This window comes from Pectinatus cerevisiiphilus, assembly GCF_004341685.1.
In the GTDB taxonomy this organism is placed as follows: Bacteria; Bacillota; Negativicutes; order Selenomonadales; family Selenomonadaceae; genus Pectinatus; species Pectinatus cerevisiiphilus.
The window spans coordinates 22,242-40,276 of sequence record NZ_SMAA01000008.1 but is presented as its reverse complement, the minus strand read 5'-3'; the positions used below and the strand labels follow the sequence as shown (position 1 = coordinate 40,276).

Here is an 18,035-nt window from a genome sequence, read left to right as displayed (position 1 = left end):
AATTTTGCCCCATTTCTCTTAGGTTAACCATGCTTAAAACTAAAAAATTATTTTAACGTATTCAACCTATCAGCTAATGCCCACACATTATCCTCACCTGCTATAGGCAGACATATATCCTGGTTTCCCATATAAAGATACCCATTTGAACCAGCATACGCATTTGGTGCAGTAGCACTATTGTGATATACTGCCGCTAATGCACCGCCTATTAAATACGCGCGTTCTTGCGCACTCATTGTATCAGAATCAGCTGCATGCATAAATTCCTTGCCATTCACCTTGACGACCCCATCAGTGACAACTATATGGTTATTACTAAAAGACGTAATCTTTTTTGCATAATTATCTCGCCGATCTGGTTCAGAAGGATGATCAGACGGTGAAAAAATTTCGCCGACAAAATTTGATCTATCCTGCCCCATCTTTTCTATAAACCTTTGCCAAACAGCAGCCCCAGCTCCCGGATTATATCCGGCACCAACAGCATACTCAAAGCCCGTATTATCAGCCTGCCATTCCTGTGGTTTAGTAACAATACTAGCATCAGCCTGTTTAGCCAATATGTCTATACCCACTATTTCCAATGTACTACCAGCTTGTGAGCCCCAAATACTGGCAATTAGACTTATCGGCAATGATTTTTGTATTCCTTTTTTTACATGATTTTTCTGCCCATGTGTCATTTCATGTCCTACAACAAAAGCTATTTCATTTTCATTATTATTCAGCAGATCAAAAAGTCCCGAATTTACACTGAGATTATGTCCCAGTGAACAAAAAGCATTAAACGTCTTATCAGGATTAACAAAATAATTATATGGCTTTTCATTTATACTAGGATCACTTTGCGCAATTGATGCTGATAATCTAGTCATTATATCATCTAAAATAGCATTCTTAGTAGGATCAGGATCAACACCGTATTGATTTTTCATTTGATCAAAATATTCACCCCGCCCCTGATCATCACAATAATTCACAGTGCTGTTGAGTTTAGCATATTGGGCTGCCACTCCGATGAGCGCCCCGCCCAAATTATTGAGATCAAGTGCATGGACAGAAGGCATCGCCGCAAAATTAACAGACAATGCAAAAAATGCTGTAAAAACTAATGCCCTCTTCACTTTCATTTCTTTTTTCCAATGCATAATATAAACCTCCTTGGCATTCTGCATCAAAAAATAATCCAGTTCATAATGCATATGTATAATCTAAATATAGCTAAATATTTACGCTATTTTAAATCAATCTTTACATAAATTATACAGTCTCTTATAACCCAATTCAACATATACGGCCTAGTAAAATATATATCTTTCTATAATAATTAATGACATTAAATAAATTTACAAATGAAAATAAATAATCTTCTTGGTAACGCTAAATTTTTTTAAATTACAGATTTTTACATTCAACAAAACGATATATTTTTGTTGGCCTGCCTCGTTTATTCAGTGTTTCCTGCCCAACTTCAATTATGAGACCAGCTTTTTTCAGGCCAGTAAGGATTCTTTGGATATTGCGAATTGTCACGTTTAAATGCTGGGCAAGCTGCATTGCGGAAAAAGTCGTTATAGCCATCTTTTCCATGATGAAAATAATGCGGTTATAAGTTTGGATACTCACTCCTGCTTCCTTTAATTTTTCTGTGAGAAAAGGTCTATCCGTTTCTACCGCATAATGCAATTCATTTTTTGTAGCAAAGTGTTCTATTATATTTCCCTCGTCAATAATACAAATAGAATTTTTATCACTAATACATTCATTGGCAAGTGCTTTATGGGCATTTAACTGTGCATCAAAAACTGTAGCAGCTAAACCAATACCACAGAGAATATGAATACGATGAGTAATACAAACTTCATCTACAAAACTTTTTATTTCCTCATTGTATCTTTCAATAGAACCGCGGGAAGTAAATATCTCATAAAAACCATTACCCTTTTCTACAAGATAACCATCTATTTTTTGGCAGAGATCAATTATGTTACTCTTGAGTAATAACTCTATTTTTTGCACTTTATAATAATTGCCTAAATCACTTACAAAATTATCATAATTTCTTATTTTTATGCAGATAATACCAAGCTGGCTTTCACGAAAATGAAATCCAGTCAATTTTTCTTCCAAAAGCATTATCGCCTGACGCCATGAATTTATGCCGACTTCTATGCGCGTACAGGGAATAGCCAGTTTGTTCATTTCAACATGGACAGCGTGCAGCGTAGTAAAAACTATATCTATTTTATGAGAATCCCATAACTGTTGATGATTTTTTACAATTTTACTAATATTGTCATCCAATGCATATTGTTGCAAAAATAAATCCTTATGGGGAATACTGAGTTGTTCCAAAGCTTCCCTAAAAATCTGAAAATCCTGTATAGGACAATCTATAGATATTCTTAAAGAATTACCCATATTTTGATATAAATACTCAAGTAAATATTTATATATTTCATTGCCGGAAATTGTACTGCAAACTGCATTATAATCTGGTTTGAGGTATTTTTTTACCACATAATAGGGATTAGGCCCTGTAAAAAGCCAACCGCTAATATGTACACAGTGCTGCTTAAAAATATTTTTAAGCTCTTCTAAATTTTTATAAATATATGGTTTATATATATACGTCTTTTTCCCCAGCATATTTTCAGCAACTGCTATCATATGCAGCGCAGACGCGGCAGATGCGCTGATAACACCTATTGTGAGCATATATTGTCTTTCCTTTTGCATTACAATTATTGATTGCCATAATTTCTAAATCTATGTATAAAATCTTACTAATTATTTATCCTTTATGCAACAATTATTTCACAGAAATGTATGTGATGCCTTATAAAACTGAGAACGACATTCAAACAAAAATAAGTATAAGTGGCTTTATCTATGTTAAAAGCTGGACTGTAATCATAACGTCCTATAGTAGTTTTAAGATAATTACTCTTGTTTTTGTCAAGATTAGTAATATACTTTCTAAAAAATTAATCTTCAATAAAACATTTGCATAATACCGAAACTACATTTTTTTTAATCCTTATGCAACTGATATACTTTGAATTCATATTTCTATTGACAGCTTCCCAAATGTATGTTAGCATATTCTTACATGATTACATCTGACTAATTAGAAAACTAAAGGTCAAAGTGTGCAGACGGCATACTTTGACCTTTTTCTTGTAACACAGGGTATTCTTTATTATAATATTTATATAATGTGTTTTAGTCAGTTATTATGATCTTAAATGTTTTACTAAAATTAATTGATGGGATAATGGCATTGTCCTTCTAAAATATTTTCTCTCGGCCAGAAAATATATTCCTATTATGCATATTATCCAATCACGTATGTCCAATGAGGGAGGTTAAAATAAACAAATCTATTTATTCTATTGATTTCTGGTTATTTCCATTTCCCATTGTTTAATAATAATTATTAAAAATACTAAAAAAGAGGTAATTAATATGAGTGAGCATCAGTATAAATTTGAAACATTACAGCTTCATGTAGGACAAGAAGAAGCAGATCCGGCAACAGACTCGAGAGCCGTACCTATTTATCAAACGACATCTTATGTTTTTAAAAACAGCCAACATGCAAGTGACCGTTTTGGTCTCAGGGATGCAGGAAACATTTATGGCCGTTTGACAAACACTACTGAAGATATATTTGAAAGACGTATAGCTGCTTTAGAAGGCGGTGTAGCTGCTCTTGCAGTAGCATCAGGTGCTGCTGCCGTAGCATATGCTTTTCAAGGATTAGCACATGCAGGACATCATATCGTAGCTGCCACCACTATTTATGGCGGTACATATAACTTTTTGGAACATACTTTACCAGATCGCGGTATAACAACAACTTTCGTTGACCCAACAAAGGGAATAGATGCTTTTGATGCTGCTGTTAAAGAAAATACCCGTTTAATATTTATCGAAACAGTAGGTAATCCTAATGCTAATCTTATTGATATCGAAAAATTAGCTGCTGTAGCTCATAAACATAAAATTCCTCTCGTTGTTGATAGTACATTTGCTACACCTTATCAAGTAAAACCTTTCGATTATGGTGCTGATATAGTTGTACATTCTGCCACAAAATTCATTGGCGGTCATGGTACTACATTAGGTGGTGTTGTAGTGGACAGCGGTAAATTTGACTGGGCAGCTTCTGGTAAATTCCCGCATTTAGTTGAACCAAATGTCAGCTATCATGGTATAAGTTTTGCTAAAGATATTGGTGCTCCAGCTTTTGCCGTTTATTTACGTGCTTTACTTCTGCGCGATACAGGTGCAACACTTTCACCATTTAATGCATTTTTATTATTACAGGGTACAGAAACTTTATCATTACGTGTAGAACGTCATGTAGAAAATTCACTCAAGGTAGTAGACTTTTTAAGCAAGCATCCTAAAGTTGCAAAAGTTAACCATCCTTCCCTTCCTGACCATCCAGATCACGCGCTTTATAAAAAATATTTTCCTAACGGTGGTATATCAATCTTTACTTTCGAAATAAAAGGTGGAGAAAAGGAAGCCCGCAAATTCATCGATCATTTAAAAATTTTCTCATTGCTTGCTAACGTAGCTGACGTAAAATCACTCGTCATCCATCCTGCAAGCACCACACATTCACAAATGAGTGCTGAAGAACTGGCACAAAGCGGTATTACACCTTCTACCGTTCGTTTATCAATAGGTACTGAACATATTGACGATATTATCTGGGATTTGAGTCAAGCCTTCGACGCTGTCTAAAATATTCTTCATTATCGATAGTTAATGTAAATTCCCAAATCTCCCGCAGCAGGAAATTAATCCTGCTGCTTTTTTATTGGTTCTATACTAAATGTTGGGGTAAGCAAAAATTCAAGCTTACTCTGACATTATTTTTTTACAAATGTGGTGAGAATAATTGGAACCATTTATTTTATAAAAATACGCTAGCATTCGATTTTTACAGTAAAGGTAATCATGCCAGCTGCATAAGATACACCTATTTTTCCTTTGATGAGGTGTACCAATTCTTCTGCCATGGATAAACCTATACCATATCCCTTTTTTTCATTGCTGTGTGATGTATCACCGCGATAAAACCGTTCAAAAAAGCGGGAATAATCTATAGCTGCTCCCTCTGCATAAGTATTGGTAATGGCAATAATAGCGCCAGTATTTTTTTCCCCTTCTTGAGGTTTATATCTATAACTCCTTTGTCATCGCAGTATTTTACGGCATTATCCACAAGGATGTTCACAAGTTCGTAGACACATTTTGCATCAGCATTGACATAAACCATCGGCGTGATATGACAAACCAACTTCTTCCCCTGGTCAGCTGCCATTTGTCGGAATGACTCTGCCACAGCGGTTACTGTTTCAGCCATATTGATTTTGGTAATAGTAAGGTCAAGTTGAGAGCGTTCCTCCATTTTGGACAACATGATGAGGTCATTTATCAATTTTGACAAACGTTGGACTTGTTTTAAAATATTACCAGTCCACTGATTTTTCCCATTGATAAATTCCATGGCCTCAGTATTGGCCGAAATAATGGCAATAGGTGTCTTTAATTCATGTCCCGCATTAGTAATAAAACGTTTCTGGTTTTCCATATTACGGACAAAAGGCTTAACTGCCATATTACATAAAGCAACGAAAACAAAAATATACAACAAGATGCAAATAAAGCCAAAGGAAACCGAATAGCGTACAAAAGACGCAACGGCACCTATATCACGGGTATAATCCATGATGACGATAAGGAAATTGCCCGTCTGGTCCTTTGTAATCATATAAGCATAACTGGCTCGCCCTTTTTTAAAAAAACCTCTGGACTTTCCCTCCTGGACGGTAGAACGTGCATATTGAATAGCCTCGTCCTCTGTGAAAGCGGCAATGTTTTTGATATTAATGTTCTCTACATAGCCTTCTGGATTTACCAAAACACTAAAAAAACGAGTTTGGTATGAAAATTCTGGTGTGTCGTCCGACCAGTCCGTATCGCCAAACCAACTGCTGCCATGCGGTGTCTTTTCCAGCGGAACCCGCCCACCATTTTGGGAAATATAGGAAAGGATTGATTCGATCTGAACATGCATACGCATATATACAATTGTATTAATCAAGCCTAATGCGCCCACAACAATAATAACAACAGCCGCCGTGGCCGCCAGAATAAATTTCCGGCGCAGATTCTTTATCATATTCATGAACCATACCATCCGCCTTCATTAATATTTAACACTATAATTTTAACAATAAAAATTTTTCTCCCGTATTTTCTTTAATCTGAATATTAGCGTTTATGGATTCTAACTTTTCCTGTAAATAAGACACATAGATACGTACAATAGTCTTATCCACATTTATTTCATTCTTCCAAATATGTGTGAAAATCGTATCTATATCTAGCTCTTTACCAAAGTTAAGCATAAAAAACTTCATCAGTTTTGTTTCTTTGTTACCTACCCGAATAGAATTTTTACAGGACAGCTCCTGTTCCTCTAAATCCAACACAACATCACCGACAGAAAGTTTCTGCGGTGTAAAAGTATTAGTACGCCGCACTATCGAGCGTATGCGAGCCAACAACTCCCCTATGGCAAAAGGCTTTGTCAAATAATCGTCTGAGCCTGCGTCAAGGCCTGTTATGCGGTCGTCTATTTCTGCTTTTGCCGTCAACATGATAACAGGCGTCACATCTCCACTGCCGCGCAAATATTTCAATGCATCAACGCCATCCATCTTAGGCATCATAATATCAAAAATCATGCAGTCGTAAATATTTTGCTGTGCCTTTGCCACTGCTGCTTTTCCATCATATACTGCATCCACCTCATAACCAGAATGGTTCAAAACAGCAACTAGCGCAGACGACATGTCATGTTCATCTTCTGCCAGCAATATCTTCATTGTTCACTCTCCTCAAAATATTATTTAGCGTGAATAAAATTTCGGATAGTCTGCATTGATACATCACAAGCCGCCAGTTCATCGGCGCAACGTTTCAATTCCCGCACTATCATTTCCTGGTTTTTTATATCATGCTTATATTTCATCTGATGTTCCAGACTAGCCCATGAATCCATGGCAATAGTCCGTATCTGGATCTCTGCAAAAAAATGTCCTGGTTTAATTCCGTTCACATCTTCATAAGGTTCTGTAAGTTCAACAATCATATGGTAACTGCGATAGCCGTTTGGTTTCACATGCTTAATATAATCTTTTTCCTGTATAACGCGGCAGTCCTGCATTTCTTTTATACGTGCTACATTCACATAAATATCATCAATAAAACGACAGACAATACGGATGCCGATAGCATCCCTTATATCACGAAGAGCCGAGCAAGGTATTTCAGGCAGTCCCTTGCGATTGCATTTCTCTACCATACTGTCATGCGTTTTAATACGGTAGAGTAAATGTTCATAGGCCATTTCTCCACTTTTTTCTTTTTCTTCTTTATTATACTGCTGAATACGCCCAACAAGATCGTCTAAAACGTTTTTCAAAATCGGATAGTATTTTCCATATATATTATCGGGCATTTTTTTACTTTTCACCTCATTTTCCTTTATTTAGTTTATTATATCATATTCGGACTTTAGTTATTACCGGTAAAAAAATGGTAATAATTTAAAAATGACTTGCTAATAAGTAAAACTAAAACAAAAACCACTTCGTTTACCAAACAATTATAGATAAACGAAGTGGCTTCTCTTAAATTTTATGGGCAAAGATTCTCTGTTATTCAATCTTAGCAAATACGCGGTATCTGCTCACCGGCAGGCATATCAATAATCCTGATGCCGCCAATGTTTGTACGCAAGCCTACCTCACCCGGAGCAGTATCATTGGTGCTGCCTATTACGCATGCATTTTTACCGTATTCGTCCGCATGCATAACAGCAAGTATTTTAGCAGTGTCAGCTTTATTGGCAAAGATAAGCATCTTGCCTTCATTGGCAAGATACATTGGATCAAATCCCAAAATATCGCAAAACCCCCTTACTTCCCTACGAACAGGCAGGCATTCCTCGTCGATAAGCATACCTACTCCTGCCTGCCCGGCGATCTCATTAAGCACTGCTGCGGCTCCACCGCGGGTAGCATCGCGCAAGGCCGCAATACCAGGTGCGGCTTTTAGTATTTTAGCTACAAGTTTATTTAAAGGGGCACAATCACTTTTCAACGTATCCGGTAATTGCAATTTATGCCTTAATGCCATAATTGCCGCCGCATGGTCACCCAGATACCCGCTGACTATAATATCCATCCCCGGCTTCACATTCTGCGGTGCAATATCACACCCCTCAATCAATTCACCAATACCTGCCGTATTAATAAAAATACCATCGCCGTTATTTTTATTTACTACCTTTGTATCACCTGTGACAATATAAACACCGGCCTCATCTGCTGCCTGCCGCATCGTATCAACAATAGAACGCAGCTCACTTACAGGAAAGCCTTCCTCCAAAATCATTCCCACAGATATGTATTTCGGCACAGCCCCTGTCATCGCCAAATCGTTTACTGTACCACAAACAGCCAGCTTACCGATATTGCCACCATTGAAAAACAAAGGTTCCACTACATAAGAATCAGTAGTAAAAGCGATATTATTTTTGACAGAAAGCTTAGCACCATCGTGCATTTGCCGCAGATATTTGTTATCAAAGGCAGGCATCATTATCTCCGCAACCAACTCTTGGCTTTTAGCGCCACCTGCCCCGTGAGCCATAGTGATAAACTTATCTTCCATAGTGATACCTCCCCTGTCCATATTTATACCATGCATGGCATGTGCCTTCGACAGAAACCATACAGGCTCCAGCCGGGTGCTCCGGCGTACATATTTTTTTAAATAAAGGACATTGCACAGGTCGGATATTGCCCTTTAATACTTCACCACAGCGGCAAGCCGGATTTTCTTTCGACAACTCTTTTTGCACAGGAATACTGCGCAATGCATCATATCTTGCATAGTTCTCATTTACTGCCATGCCAGAATTTTCTATTTTTCCCAGACCACGCCAATTAGCCGCCGTTTTTTGGAAAACTGCGGCCATCATTTCCTGGGCGGCAGGATTTCCCTGCGTTTTTACCACACGCTTATACGCATTTTCTACTTTCGCCTGTCCAGCATGTACCTGTTTAGCAAGCATATAGACAGCCTGAAGGATGTCCAACGCCTCAAAGCCGGCTACCACCGCTGGTTTTTTGTATTTTTCAGCAACAAAATGAAAAGGTTCTTCGCCTGTTATCACACAAACATGGCCCGGCAGCAAAAAACCGTCCACCTTTATCTCTGGATCACTTAATAATGCGTTTAAGGCTTCATTTGTCCATTTATGTGCAGACAAAACAAAAAAATTCTCTATTGCCTGATTTTGTGCCGCCTGAATAGTAGCTGCTGTTAAAGGCGCCGTCGTTTCAAAACCGACAGCAAGAAAAATTACTTTTTTAGCAGGTTCGCCCACCGCTAACTGTAAAGCGTCAAGCGGTGAATAAACAATACGTACATCCGCGCCCGCTGCTTTTACAGCATATAAACTCGTACTTGTTCCCGGCACTTTTAACATATCGCCAAAGGTAGCGATAATTACGTTTTCATTTTTAGCATAAGCAATAGCCGTATCCATATAGTCATTAGGGGTAACGCATACAGGACAGCCCGGGCCGCTGACCAGTTCCACTTTCTCTGGCAGCATCTGCCTTATTCCTGACCGGAAAATAGATACCGTATGGGTACCACAGACCTCCATAAAACGCACAGGTTTTTCTATGAGCATATCAATATTTTTCAAAAAAAAATCTGCTGCTTTTCTACTTATCTCAGCCTTCACCATCTTGCGCGACCTCTTTCAGCAGCTGTGCTGTATAATTTGCTTCTTCTTCATCAATTTTCTGAATGGCAAAACCGGCATGCATGAGAATGAAATCCCCCAGCTGCGCATCAGGTAAAAGCATTAAGCTTATTTGCCGCTGTATACCTTCAACATCCACAGTAGCCATCATATTATCTTTTTCTATAATCTTTGCGGGAACAGCAAGACACATCTATATCGCTCCTTTTTAACTGCGTTCTATTTTTCATTTATGAGCGCACATGCTACTGCAGCCTGGCCAAATGCCAAACCGCCATCATTCACTGGTACTTTTCTATTTATATAAACGGAAAATCCACCTTCCAGCATAGTCAAAACATTTTTTAATAAAATTAAATTTTGGAAAACACCACCGGACAATACAATCTTTTTGACACCTGTCTGCCTGCTTAGCAGCTGTGCTGTCTGCACAACAGCAGCAGCTATTGTCAGATGAAAAGACGCTGCCTTGTCGGCTAATGTATCATTATTTTCGATCAGGCTTTTAAACATCGGTAAAAAATTTATCGATCGCATTCCCTGCCGTTGCTGTATTTCGTAAGGCAGAATTTTTCCTTGTCCCGAAGCGGCTACTTGCTCAAGTTCAACAGCAGCTTGTCCTTCATAATTTATCTTTCCCCTTATTCCCAAAACCGCTGCTGCCGCATCAAAAAGCCTGCCAGCACTCGAAGTAAGCGGTGAATTTAGGCCTGCTTCCGCTATCTGCACTGCCAAAGGCCAGTTACCCGGTATTATTTTCCATAAATCACATTCCATTTTACGCATTTGCCCACCATAAAGCAAATGCATTATATAAGCCGCCATGCGCCATGGTTCCTTTATTCCTGCGGAAGCTCCCGGTAAAGGCAAATAAGCAAAATGTGCCATCCGTTCATAAGAAGTACAGTCACATAATAAAAATTCGCCGCCCCATAAATGCCCATCAGCACCATAGCCTGTACCGTCAAGCGCAATACCAATCACTTTTTCGCTAATATTATTTTCCGCCAAAACAGAAGCAATGTGCGCATGATGATGCTGCACTTTAATAACCGGCAATCCCGTTGCCAAAGCATATTTGGTGGAAAAATATTCAGGATGCAAATCACAGACAGCTAATTGTGGTTGTATGTCAAAAATCCTTTGATAATGTTCAATCGCTTTTTTATAGGAATCATAGGCAGCTTTATTTGCTAAATCCCCGATATGCTGACTCATAAAAGCTTTATCATCTTTAGTCAGGCAAAAAGTATTTTTGAGCTGACTGCCGGCGGCAAAAATGGCCAAATTCTTCTTATTGGCAACAAAGGGGAGCGGTGCCGGGGCAAAACCTCTGCTGCGCCTGATATAACAAGGTACTTTCCTGAATACCCGCATAACAGAATCATCCACACGCATATTGATACGGCGGTCATGCACCAAAAAATAATCAGCAATATTCGTAAGTCGTTTTTGTGCATCTGCATCGTCATAAGCAATAGGTTCCTCACTCATATTGGCGCTGGTCATCACAAAAACATCATCACTATGAAAAAGCAAGCAATGTATTGGTGCATATGGCAGCATGACACCTATGCAGTCACTGTCTGGAGCCACATTTACAGACAGCTGGCAATCCTCATTCTTATTTAGTAATACAATAGGTGCCGACGGACTTTTGAGCAGCATTTCTTCTTCAGCGCTGACTTTACATATCTTCTTTATCGCCTCTATAGAACCTGCCATTACTGCTAAAGCTTTGGCAAAACGTTTTTTTCTATTGCGCAGTGCCATTACGGCGCCGTCAGAATATGCATCACAGACAAGATGATAGCCGCCGATCCCTTTCAGCGCAATTATTTTCCCTTGTTTTATAGCCTTGTGTGCTAAAACCAGTATCTTTTCACTGTCATCCTCCAGCAAACATCCCTTATTGTCCAATAAAGTATAATGCGGGCCACATTCGGCACAAGCATTTGGCTGGGCATGGAAACGCCTGTCCTGCGGATCAGTGTATTCCTTTTGACACTTACTGCACATTGAAAATTTTTTCATTGTGGTATTTTGTCTGTCGTAGGGAACATCCTCCACTATAGAAAAACGCGGACCGCAATTAGTGCAATTAATAAACGGATAATGATATCTGCGGTCATGCTTATCCATCATCTCCCGATGGCAGTCAGGACATATAGCCAGGTCAGGAGATATAAATGTCTTTCTGGCTATAGCAGGTGGACTTTTTTTTATTGTAAAAATTTTATCTGCTGTTAAAACTTTTTTTGCCTGCACAATTACTTCCGTAACAGAAGCTGCCGGCGGTGCCTCAGTGCGAAGTGCTGCCGTCATTTTAGCAAGGGAATCCTGCTCTCCCTGTATTTCCAGCAAAACGCCTTCATCATCATTGAAAACAAAACCGGTAAGGGAATTTTGCCGTGCCAAGCGATAGACAAAGGGCCGAAAACCCACTCCCTGCACGATACCTTTGATCCGTACTGCTAATCTTTTCATAATATTTCACCGTCAAAGGGGCGCTGTGTCCCATTTTTTCAATTGGGCAAGAACCTTGTCCAAAGTCTCGTCCATTTTATTCTCCACCGTTTCCGTCATTTCTGTTCCCAATTCAACAACAGCAGGCTTAACGCCCATGACTACGGTTTCTTTGATTGGTTCATTGGTTATCGTCAAAGCCGCTAGCAGATCGTTTATTCCCAAATCATGTACAGATATTTTAGCGGAAAAATAAGCATTTACTTCATTTCCCGTAAAACAGAAAAAGTCTCCTGCTTCTCCTTCAGCGTTTATAGCATCAAGTACAAGCAGTTTCTCCGTTCCTTCTAAATACGGCAAAAGAATCATGCCCAGTGTCCCTCCATCAAGGAGCTTCACATTGGCCGGCCAATTCATTTTCTGCAATCTTTCGACAAGCCTAACGCCGAAACCGTCATCCTGCATGAGAATATTGCCTACACCTAAAACAGTTATATTACCCATTAGTTTTTTTCATCCGTTCTTTTTTTATCTGGACGGTATTTTTAAGCCAGTTGCACCATGTTTCAAGCCCGTCACCGGTACGGCAGGAGGCTTCGATTATACTGATTCCGGGGTTCAGGCAATTCATATCATGTTTGGCATTTGCCATATCAAAATTAGTAAAAGGCAGTATATCTATCTTATTGAGTACTGCCACAGCAGCCTCTTTAAATATCAACGGATATTTAAGCGGTTTATCATCGCCTTCGGTAATACTCAAAACTACAGCCTTGGCATCTTCTCCAATATTAAATTCCGCGGGACACACAAGATTTCCTACATTTTCTATAATAATAAGATCCAAATTTGCTAAATCCAATTTGTTAAGGACTTTTTGCACCATCATTGCATCCAGATGGCAGCCACCGCTTGTATTTATTTGAATGACAGGGATATCCTTATCTGCTATACGGTCAGCATCCTTACTCGTGAATAAATCCCCTTCTATCACTGCTAAACGCATGCAACCTTTTAATGAACCTATGGTTTTTTCCAGCAACGAAGTTTTACCTGCTCCTGGTGAGCCGATCAGATTAAGTGCCAAAATCCCGTATTTATCAAAAATTTTTTTATTTTCGGCAGCCTGTTTGTCATTGCTCCCCAAAATATCTTCCATTACTTGAACTTCCATCAATCTACCTCCAAATACTCAACACGTAGTTCCCTGCCTGAAATTATATCCACTTTAGCACTGCTGCACTGCGGACAAAAAAAGTTATAATTTTCAATATGCCATTCATTGCCACAATTATTACAATGTCCCATCAACGGCACATTTGTAAGTTTTATTTTGGCATCCTCAGCAACAGTACCTTTGGCCACGGCTTTAAAACAAAATTCCAACGATTCAGGAACTACCCCTGTCATTTCACCAATTAAAAGAGCCACAGTGCAAACTTTTTTTGCCTTACTTTTTTGTGCGTAATCCTCTACGATCTCCATTACGCCTTGTGCCATTGCCATTTCGTGCATAAGCCACTCCTGCAATCAAAAAAGCTGCTGCAATCCCATACTGCAGCAGCTTTTATTCTTATTATTCACTTAAATAGCTGCTTGCAGACCCCTCTGTTCAAAAACAGCTGTCAATTCACTTAAACGTGTTTTGGCGGGATTATAATTTATCGTTGTTTCTCCGTCATGCGTATGGATATGTACATACAATACGCCAGGTAAACCCAAGAGTTTTTCTTCTACTTCTTTAGAATTTTTTTCATCATAACCAGTAACAAAAAATTGAATCTGCGTTCCCTGTCCATGTCCCGTGCAACCGCATGTTGAACACATATAAAAACATCCCCTTATCCTTTAATAATTCTACCGCGTTTATCCCTTATATCATTTATGTCATCCGGTAAATGAGCCAATACCTTCGTTCCTGAAATCATACTGGATATTTCACCTTCACGTTCCATAAAGTCGGCACGTACTACCATATATACATGAATAGCAGCAAAAAGGAAAATACACCATGCCACAATATGGTGAACGACATGAAGGAACATTTCTCCATACGGAATGACAAGCCAACCAAAGAGAAAACTGCCCACACCGTTTGGGTTCACCTGAAAATACATTGCAAAACCTGTCAACATTTCAACTACGATCAGACCATAAATTGCCACATAAGACATGCGCGCCATCGGGTTGCGCAAAAATTGCTTATGCGAATATTTGAGCAGGCAATAATGCATCATTACTTCTACCAGATCATCCCAGAACTTCATCCGAAAGATATTAGGTAAAAGTCTGTCCCCTTTATTTATTATATAACCATATATTCTAAATAAGAATGATGCAGTCAACACAAAACCTGCCACGAAATGAAGATTCCTTATCCAATCAACTGACAAATGCCAATTATTCAGTACTACATACTGTCCTTCTCCCATAGACATAGGTGTCATTATAACTATACCGCTGGCAAACAAAACTATTATGGAAACAACCATCAACCAGTGGAAAATGCGCAGGAAAGGACTAAAAATATAGTACCTTGTTAAATGCATTTCCTTGCCACTGTCCATAGATATTTCGATAAACTGGCTTTCCTTGACCGTCATACTTTACCACTCCCTATATATGGATCGGTACTAACTATACTAAGGGTTTTCTTCTTACTATCATATACATGCGCCGCACAAGCAAGGCATGGATCGAAGGAACGAATGGCTCTCACAATCTCTAACGGTTTATCAGGTACCGCCACATGCGTATCCATCATAGACATTTCATATGCCCCATTTCCCGCTTCATCATCATGTGGGCAAGCATTCCATGTTGTCGGTACTACAGCCTGATAATTTTTTACCTTTTTGTTCTGAATCACTATCCAATGTGATAAAGAGCCACGAGGTGCTTCATAAAGGCCAACGCCTTTTATTTCGCCGTCAGTCCATGAAGACGGTTCCCATTTAAGCGTATTAGCAATATTAGTATCGCCAGTACCTATATTTTCCACTAATTTTTCAAAGAAATATTTTTCCATTTTCGCTGCCACTTGGGCATCAAGGGCACGGGCTAAAGTACGGCCGGCTGTTGATGGCAGCCATTTTTCCGGTGGCAGATTGAGCAGCTTAGATACATGGTCAATCTGGTTAACCATCATTTGTTCTGCCCAGGTCGGTGCGACAATGCCTTTTTTTATTTTAGTATAAACGACAATATACCGTGCTAAAGGTCCTACTTCGCAAACCTTACCACGCCATCTCGGTGTTTTTACCCAAGAATATTTATTATCCTTATCAAGGGTTTCCCATCTATCTTTATTGCCATTTTTGTCACCCGTATAATTAGGATTAGTTTCCCCATCCCACGGATGAAGCGCATCATCATTTTCATACCAAGAATGCTTGGCATTTTCTGTTATAACTGCGCTGTCTTCAAGATCTTTACCTGTCAATGCCGTATAGCGGGCATTATTGAGTCCTTGCGCAAAATTTTCTACTACACCATCACAGCGTACAAGCGCTGCAGAAGCAAAGTCAGCATGTCCAGCAAAAGGTTCATCAGGATACGAGCCAAATCCCATTACACGTACACCTGCCAGACCGCCACCATCTATAGCACTGCCTTTTTGTGCATGGATATGCGCAATAGCCAACGCATCAGGCACATAAAAATAATTAACTACAGCTTCAGTCAGAGAAATTGCCGTTTCCACTGCGGCCAGCCGCTGGCTGTTAACTGGTGCATTCATGTCATTCATGGAGATAGCGCAGGACATGCCACCAACCACATAATGGGGATGCGGATTCTTGCCGCCAAATATAACATGGGGAATTACTATTTCACGCTGCTTATCAAGCATTTCCAAATAATGCGCTACAGCCATCAAATGTACTTCCGGTGGCAATACTTGGTATGCAGGATGATCCCACCAGTTAGCCGCAAATATTCCTAGCTGGTTACTGTCAACAAGTTGTTTTATTTTACCTTGAATTTCTTTATAATAAGCCGTTGTAGCCTTAGGAAAATACTTTGGATATGCACTGAAATCAAACTTACCAGTATCTTCAACCGGTATAGTATATGTGTCCAAAACAGTTTCCTGTAAAGCCGCTGTTGCTTTAGGGTCTGCTTTCAATGCTTCAACAGGGCTTACCCAGTCTAAAGCATGCAGATGATAAAAATGTACTATATGGTCATGTGCTGTTATTGTTCCCGCCATGATGTTACGAATATAATGTGCATTCTTAGGTATTCTTATACCAAGTGCATCTTCGACAGCACGGACTGCAGCTAATGCATGGACACTGGTACACACCCCGCAGATACGCTGTACAAAAGCCCATACATCGCGCGGATCACGATTTTTTACTATTGTTTCAATACCTCTCCATGCTGTTCCACTGGAAAGTGCGTCATTGACTTTCCCTGAAGCTTCATCGACTTCAACCTCTAAACGCAAATGCCCCTCTATTCGAGTAACTGGATCTACCACAACTCTTTTCATAAAAAAACTCAATCCTTTCCTCTACTCATTCTTTCAGCTTCTTCTGCAGCTTTCTTTTCATCTTCTAATTCCTTTTGATCGCGTCTTCTTTTCTGGACAGCTGATGTGGCCAAATGCGCTGTTATGCCAACAGCCAAAGCCCCTGTTGCGACAGCACCTATTTTATCTATATTGCCAAGCCCAAGTCCTGCGACTTCAGGCAGTCTTGTATAAAAAGGATCATTATCCCAGAAATTCTTACTTGTGCAGCCAATGCAGCCATGACCAGATTGAATAGGATAAGACAATCCATTCCACCAACGCATATTACCGCAAGACGCATATGTTTCTGGTCCCCGGCAGCCAAGTTTATAAAGACACCAACCAGCCCTAGCACCAGCATCATTGAAATCATTAGCAAACATACCCGCATCAAAAAACGGCCGACGATAACATGTATCATGTATACGATTACCAAAGAACTGCTTAGGACAATTTCTATTGTCAAGCGGTGGTAAATTACCAAACATTGCATAATGGGCAATAACACCCGTCATTACTTCAGGAATAGGAGGACAACCCGGTACATTTACAATATGTTTATTATCAATAATTTCATTCAGTGATACCGCCTGCGTCGGATTAGGGCGCGCCGCCTGTATACCGCCCCATGCAGCACAACTCCCATAGGCGATAATAGCAGCCGCTCCAGCAGCCGCTTCTTTGACTTCTTCAACAAATGACCGGCCACCGACCATACAAAAACCACCTTTGGGATCAGGTGGTGCGGCTCCTTCAACGGCTAAAATGTACTGCCCCTTATAAGTTTTCATAATTTCCTGTAAATGATTTTCAAAGGGTTCCCCAGAAGCAGCTCCCAGCGTATCATCATATTCCAACGCAATCATATTGAGGACAACATCAGATGTCAGCGGTGCACCTGAACGCAAAAAGGCTTCACTGCAACCTGTGCATTCATGGCCATGCAGCCAAATAACTACAGGTAATCTTTTTTCTGCGGCTTTGACAACTTCTGGCAGCATTGCCGGAGCCAATCCCAACAGTGCGGTCATTGCTGTACAAGTTTTAATAAAACTACGCCGACTTATGCCTTTCTTCTTATACATGTCCCAAATAGAATCGTATCCTTCCATAATGACCCTCCCACAATTTTATCATATATTATAATATTGATAACTGTATATTCTAGGCCTATTATAAGCC

18 protein-coding genes are annotated in these 18,035 nt (G+C 39.5%); 1 reads left to right on the top strand and 17 read right to left on the bottom strand.

The genetic code is table 11. From position 1 onward, the window contains the following. Positions 1 to 47: 47 nt before the first annotated feature. Complete coding sequence (locus EDC37_RS06685) at positions 48 to 1,151, bottom strand: M48 family metallopeptidase (protein ID WP_132549338.1); 1,104 nt, start codon at positions 1,149 to 1,151, stop codon at positions 48 to 50. Positions 1,152 to 1,398: 247 nt separating this feature from the next. Then, positions 1,399 to 2,721: a hypothetical protein gene (locus tag EDC37_RS06680; RefSeq protein WP_132549335.1), complete on the bottom strand. Its 1,323-nt coding sequence runs from the start codon at positions 2,719 to 2,721 to the stop codon at positions 1,399 to 1,401. Positions 2,722 to 3,471: 750 nt separating this feature from the next. Between EDC37_RS06680 and EDC37_RS06675 the strand changes: the two genes are divergently transcribed. Further along, positions 3,472 to 4,761 carry an O-acetylhomoserine aminocarboxypropyltransferase/cysteine synthase family protein gene (locus EDC37_RS06675; RefSeq protein WP_132549332.1) on the top strand — a complete coding sequence of 430 codons (1,290 nt, stop codon included), beginning with the start codon at positions 3,472 to 3,474 and terminating at the stop codon, positions 4,759 to 4,761. A 185-nt stretch (positions 4,762 to 4,946) separates the two neighbouring features. Here EDC37_RS06675 and EDC37_RS12655 read toward each other — a convergent pair whose 3' ends face one another. The 15 genes from EDC37_RS12655 to EDC37_RS06605 all read right to left on the bottom strand — a co-directional run bounded on the left by EDC37_RS12655 (position 4,947) and on the right by EDC37_RS06605 (position 17,965). After that, positions 4,947 to 5,126, bottom strand: coding sequence for an ATP-binding protein (locus EDC37_RS12655; protein ID WP_424449989.1), 180 nt, complete (start codon positions 5,124 to 5,126; stop codon positions 4,947 to 4,949). Continuing rightward, positions 5,123 to 6,211 (bottom strand): sensor histidine kinase, encoded by a 1,089-nt coding sequence (locus EDC37_RS06670; protein ID WP_243642175.1) that lies wholly within the window; start codon positions 6,209 to 6,211, stop codon positions 5,123 to 5,125. The genes EDC37_RS12655 and EDC37_RS06670 overlap by 4 nt, the downstream gene beginning before the upstream one ends. 34 nt (positions 6,212 to 6,245) lie before the next feature. Then, complete coding sequence (locus tag EDC37_RS06665; RefSeq protein WP_132549329.1) at positions 6,246 to 6,914, bottom strand: response regulator transcription factor; 669 nt, start codon at positions 6,912 to 6,914, stop codon at positions 6,246 to 6,248. 20 nt (positions 6,915 to 6,934) lie between these two features. Continuing rightward, positions 6,935 to 7,549 carry a GTP pyrophosphokinase gene (locus EDC37_RS06660; protein WP_132549326.1) on the bottom strand — a complete coding sequence of 205 codons (615 nt, stop codon included), beginning with the start codon at positions 7,547 to 7,549 and terminating at the stop codon, positions 6,935 to 6,937. A gap of 209 nt (positions 7,550 to 7,758) precedes the next feature. Then, positions 7,759 to 8,766, bottom strand: a complete 1,008-nt coding sequence (gene hypE / locus EDC37_RS06655) for a hydrogenase expression/formation protein HypE (RefSeq protein WP_132549323.1) — start codon at positions 8,764 to 8,766, stop codon at positions 7,759 to 7,761. Then, positions 8,756 to 9,853: a hydrogenase formation protein HypD gene (gene hypD / locus EDC37_RS06650; RefSeq protein ID WP_132549320.1), complete on the bottom strand. Its 1,098-nt coding sequence runs from the start codon at positions 9,851 to 9,853 to the stop codon at positions 8,756 to 8,758. Before hypD ends, hypE begins: the two co-directional genes overlap by 11 nt. Then, positions 9,840 to 10,064 carry a HypC/HybG/HupF family hydrogenase formation chaperone gene (locus tag EDC37_RS06645; protein ID WP_132549317.1) on the bottom strand — a complete coding sequence of 75 codons (225 nt, stop codon included), beginning with the start codon at positions 10,062 to 10,064 and terminating at the stop codon, positions 9,840 to 9,842. Before EDC37_RS06645 ends, hypD begins: the two co-directional genes overlap by 14 nt. 26 nt (positions 10,065 to 10,090) lie before the next feature. Continuing rightward, complete coding sequence (gene hypF, locus EDC37_RS06640) at positions 10,091 to 12,358, bottom strand: carbamoyltransferase HypF (protein ID WP_132549314.1); 2,268 nt, start codon at positions 12,356 to 12,358, stop codon at positions 10,091 to 10,093. A gap of 12 nt (positions 12,359 to 12,370) precedes the next feature. Then, positions 12,371 to 12,841 (bottom strand): HyaD/HybD family hydrogenase maturation endopeptidase, encoded by a 471-nt coding sequence (locus EDC37_RS06635; protein WP_132549311.1) that lies wholly within the window; start codon positions 12,839 to 12,841, stop codon positions 12,371 to 12,373. After that, positions 12,834 to 13,511, bottom strand: coding sequence for a hydrogenase nickel incorporation protein HypB (gene hypB / locus EDC37_RS06630; protein ID WP_132549308.1), 678 nt, complete (start codon positions 13,509 to 13,511; stop codon positions 12,834 to 12,836). The genes EDC37_RS06635 and hypB overlap by 8 nt, the downstream gene beginning before the upstream one ends. Beyond that, complete coding sequence (gene hypA / locus EDC37_RS06625; RefSeq protein ID WP_132549305.1) at positions 13,511 to 13,852, bottom strand: hydrogenase maturation nickel metallochaperone HypA; 342 nt, start codon at positions 13,850 to 13,852, stop codon at positions 13,511 to 13,513. The genes hypB and hypA overlap by 1 nt, the downstream gene beginning before the upstream one ends. 69 nt (positions 13,853 to 13,921) lie before the next feature. Then, the gene (locus EDC37_RS06620) at positions 13,922 to 14,164 is read right to left on the bottom strand and encodes a hypothetical protein (protein WP_132549302.1); all 243 of its coding nucleotides are present in this window, start codon (positions 14,162 to 14,164) and stop codon (positions 13,922 to 13,924) included. A 14-nt stretch (positions 14,165 to 14,178) separates the two neighbouring features. After that, positions 14,179 to 14,940 (bottom strand): Ni/Fe-hydrogenase, b-type cytochrome subunit, encoded by a 762-nt coding sequence (cybH, locus tag EDC37_RS06615; protein ID WP_231040075.1) that lies wholly within the window; start codon positions 14,938 to 14,940, stop codon positions 14,179 to 14,181. Beyond that, positions 14,937 to 16,832: a nickel-dependent hydrogenase large subunit gene (locus EDC37_RS06610; RefSeq protein ID WP_132549299.1), complete on the bottom strand. Its 1,896-nt coding sequence runs from the start codon at positions 16,830 to 16,832 to the stop codon at positions 14,937 to 14,939. Before EDC37_RS06610 ends, cybH begins: the two co-directional genes overlap by 4 nt. An 8-nt stretch (positions 16,833 to 16,840) precedes the next feature. Continuing rightward, positions 16,841 to 17,965: a hydrogenase small subunit gene (locus tag EDC37_RS06605; protein ID WP_132549296.1), complete on the bottom strand. Its 1,125-nt coding sequence runs from the start codon at positions 17,963 to 17,965 to the stop codon at positions 16,841 to 16,843. Between the last annotated feature and the right edge of the window lie 70 nt (positions 17,966 to 18,035).

Bases quoted from the DNA above. Each gene is read 5' to 3' on its own strand.
- EDC37_RS06685 (WP_132549338.1), bottom strand. From the start codon at position 1,151: ATGCATTGGAAAAAAGAAATGAAAGTGAAGAGGGCATTAGTTTTTACA.
- EDC37_RS06680 (WP_132549335.1), bottom strand. From the start codon at position 2,721: ATGCTCACAATAGGTGTTATCAGCGCATCTGCCGCGTCTGCGCTGCAT.
- EDC37_RS06675 (WP_132549332.1), top strand. From the start codon at position 3,472: ATGAGTGAGCATCAGTATAAATTTGAAACATTACAGCTTCATGTAGGA.
- EDC37_RS06670 (WP_243642175.1), bottom strand. From the start codon at position 6,211: ATGAATATGATAAAGAATCTGCGCCGGAAATTTATTCTGGCGGCCACG.
- EDC37_RS06665 (WP_132549329.1), bottom strand. From the start codon at position 6,914: ATGAAGATATTGCTGGCAGAAGATGAACATGACATGTCGTCTGCGCTA.
- EDC37_RS06660 (WP_132549326.1), bottom strand. From the start codon at position 7,549: ATGCCCGATAATATATATGGAAAATACTATCCGATTTTGAAAAACGTT.
- hypE (WP_132549323.1), bottom strand. From the start codon at position 8,766: ATGGAAGATAAGTTTATCACTATGGCTCACGGGGCAGGTGGCGCTAAA.
- hypD (WP_132549320.1), bottom strand. From the start codon at position 9,853: ATGGTGAAGGCTGAGATAAGTAGAAAAGCAGCAGATTTTTTTTTGAAA.
- EDC37_RS06645 (WP_132549317.1), bottom strand. From the start codon at position 10,064: ATGTGTCTTGCTGTTCCCGCAAAGATTATAGAAAAAGATAATATGATG.
- hypF (WP_132549314.1), bottom strand. From the start codon at position 12,358: ATGAAAAGATTAGCAGTACGGATCAAAGGTATCGTGCAGGGAGTGGGT.
- EDC37_RS06635 (WP_132549311.1), bottom strand. From the start codon at position 12,841: ATGGGTAATATAACTGTTTTAGGTGTAGGCAATATTCTCATGCAGGAT.
- hypB (WP_132549308.1), bottom strand. From the start codon at position 13,511: ATGGAAGTTCAAGTAATGGAAGATATTTTGGGGAGCAATGACAAACAG.
- hypA (WP_132549305.1), bottom strand. From the start codon at position 13,852: ATGCACGAAATGGCAATGGCACAAGGCGTAATGGAGATCGTAGAGGAT.
- EDC37_RS06620 (WP_132549302.1), bottom strand. From the start codon at position 14,164: ATGTGTTCAACATGCGGTTGCACGGGACATGGACAGGGAACGCAGATT.
- cybH (WP_231040075.1), bottom strand. From the start codon at position 14,940: ATGACGGTCAAGGAAAGCCAGTTTATCGAAATATCTATGGACAGTGGC.
- EDC37_RS06610 (WP_132549299.1), bottom strand. From the start codon at position 16,832: ATGAAAAGAGTTGTGGTAGATCCAGTTACTCGAATAGAGGGGCATTTG.
- EDC37_RS06605 (WP_132549296.1), bottom strand. From the start codon at position 17,965: ATGGAAGGATACGATTCTATTTGGGACATGTATAAGAAGAAAGGCATA.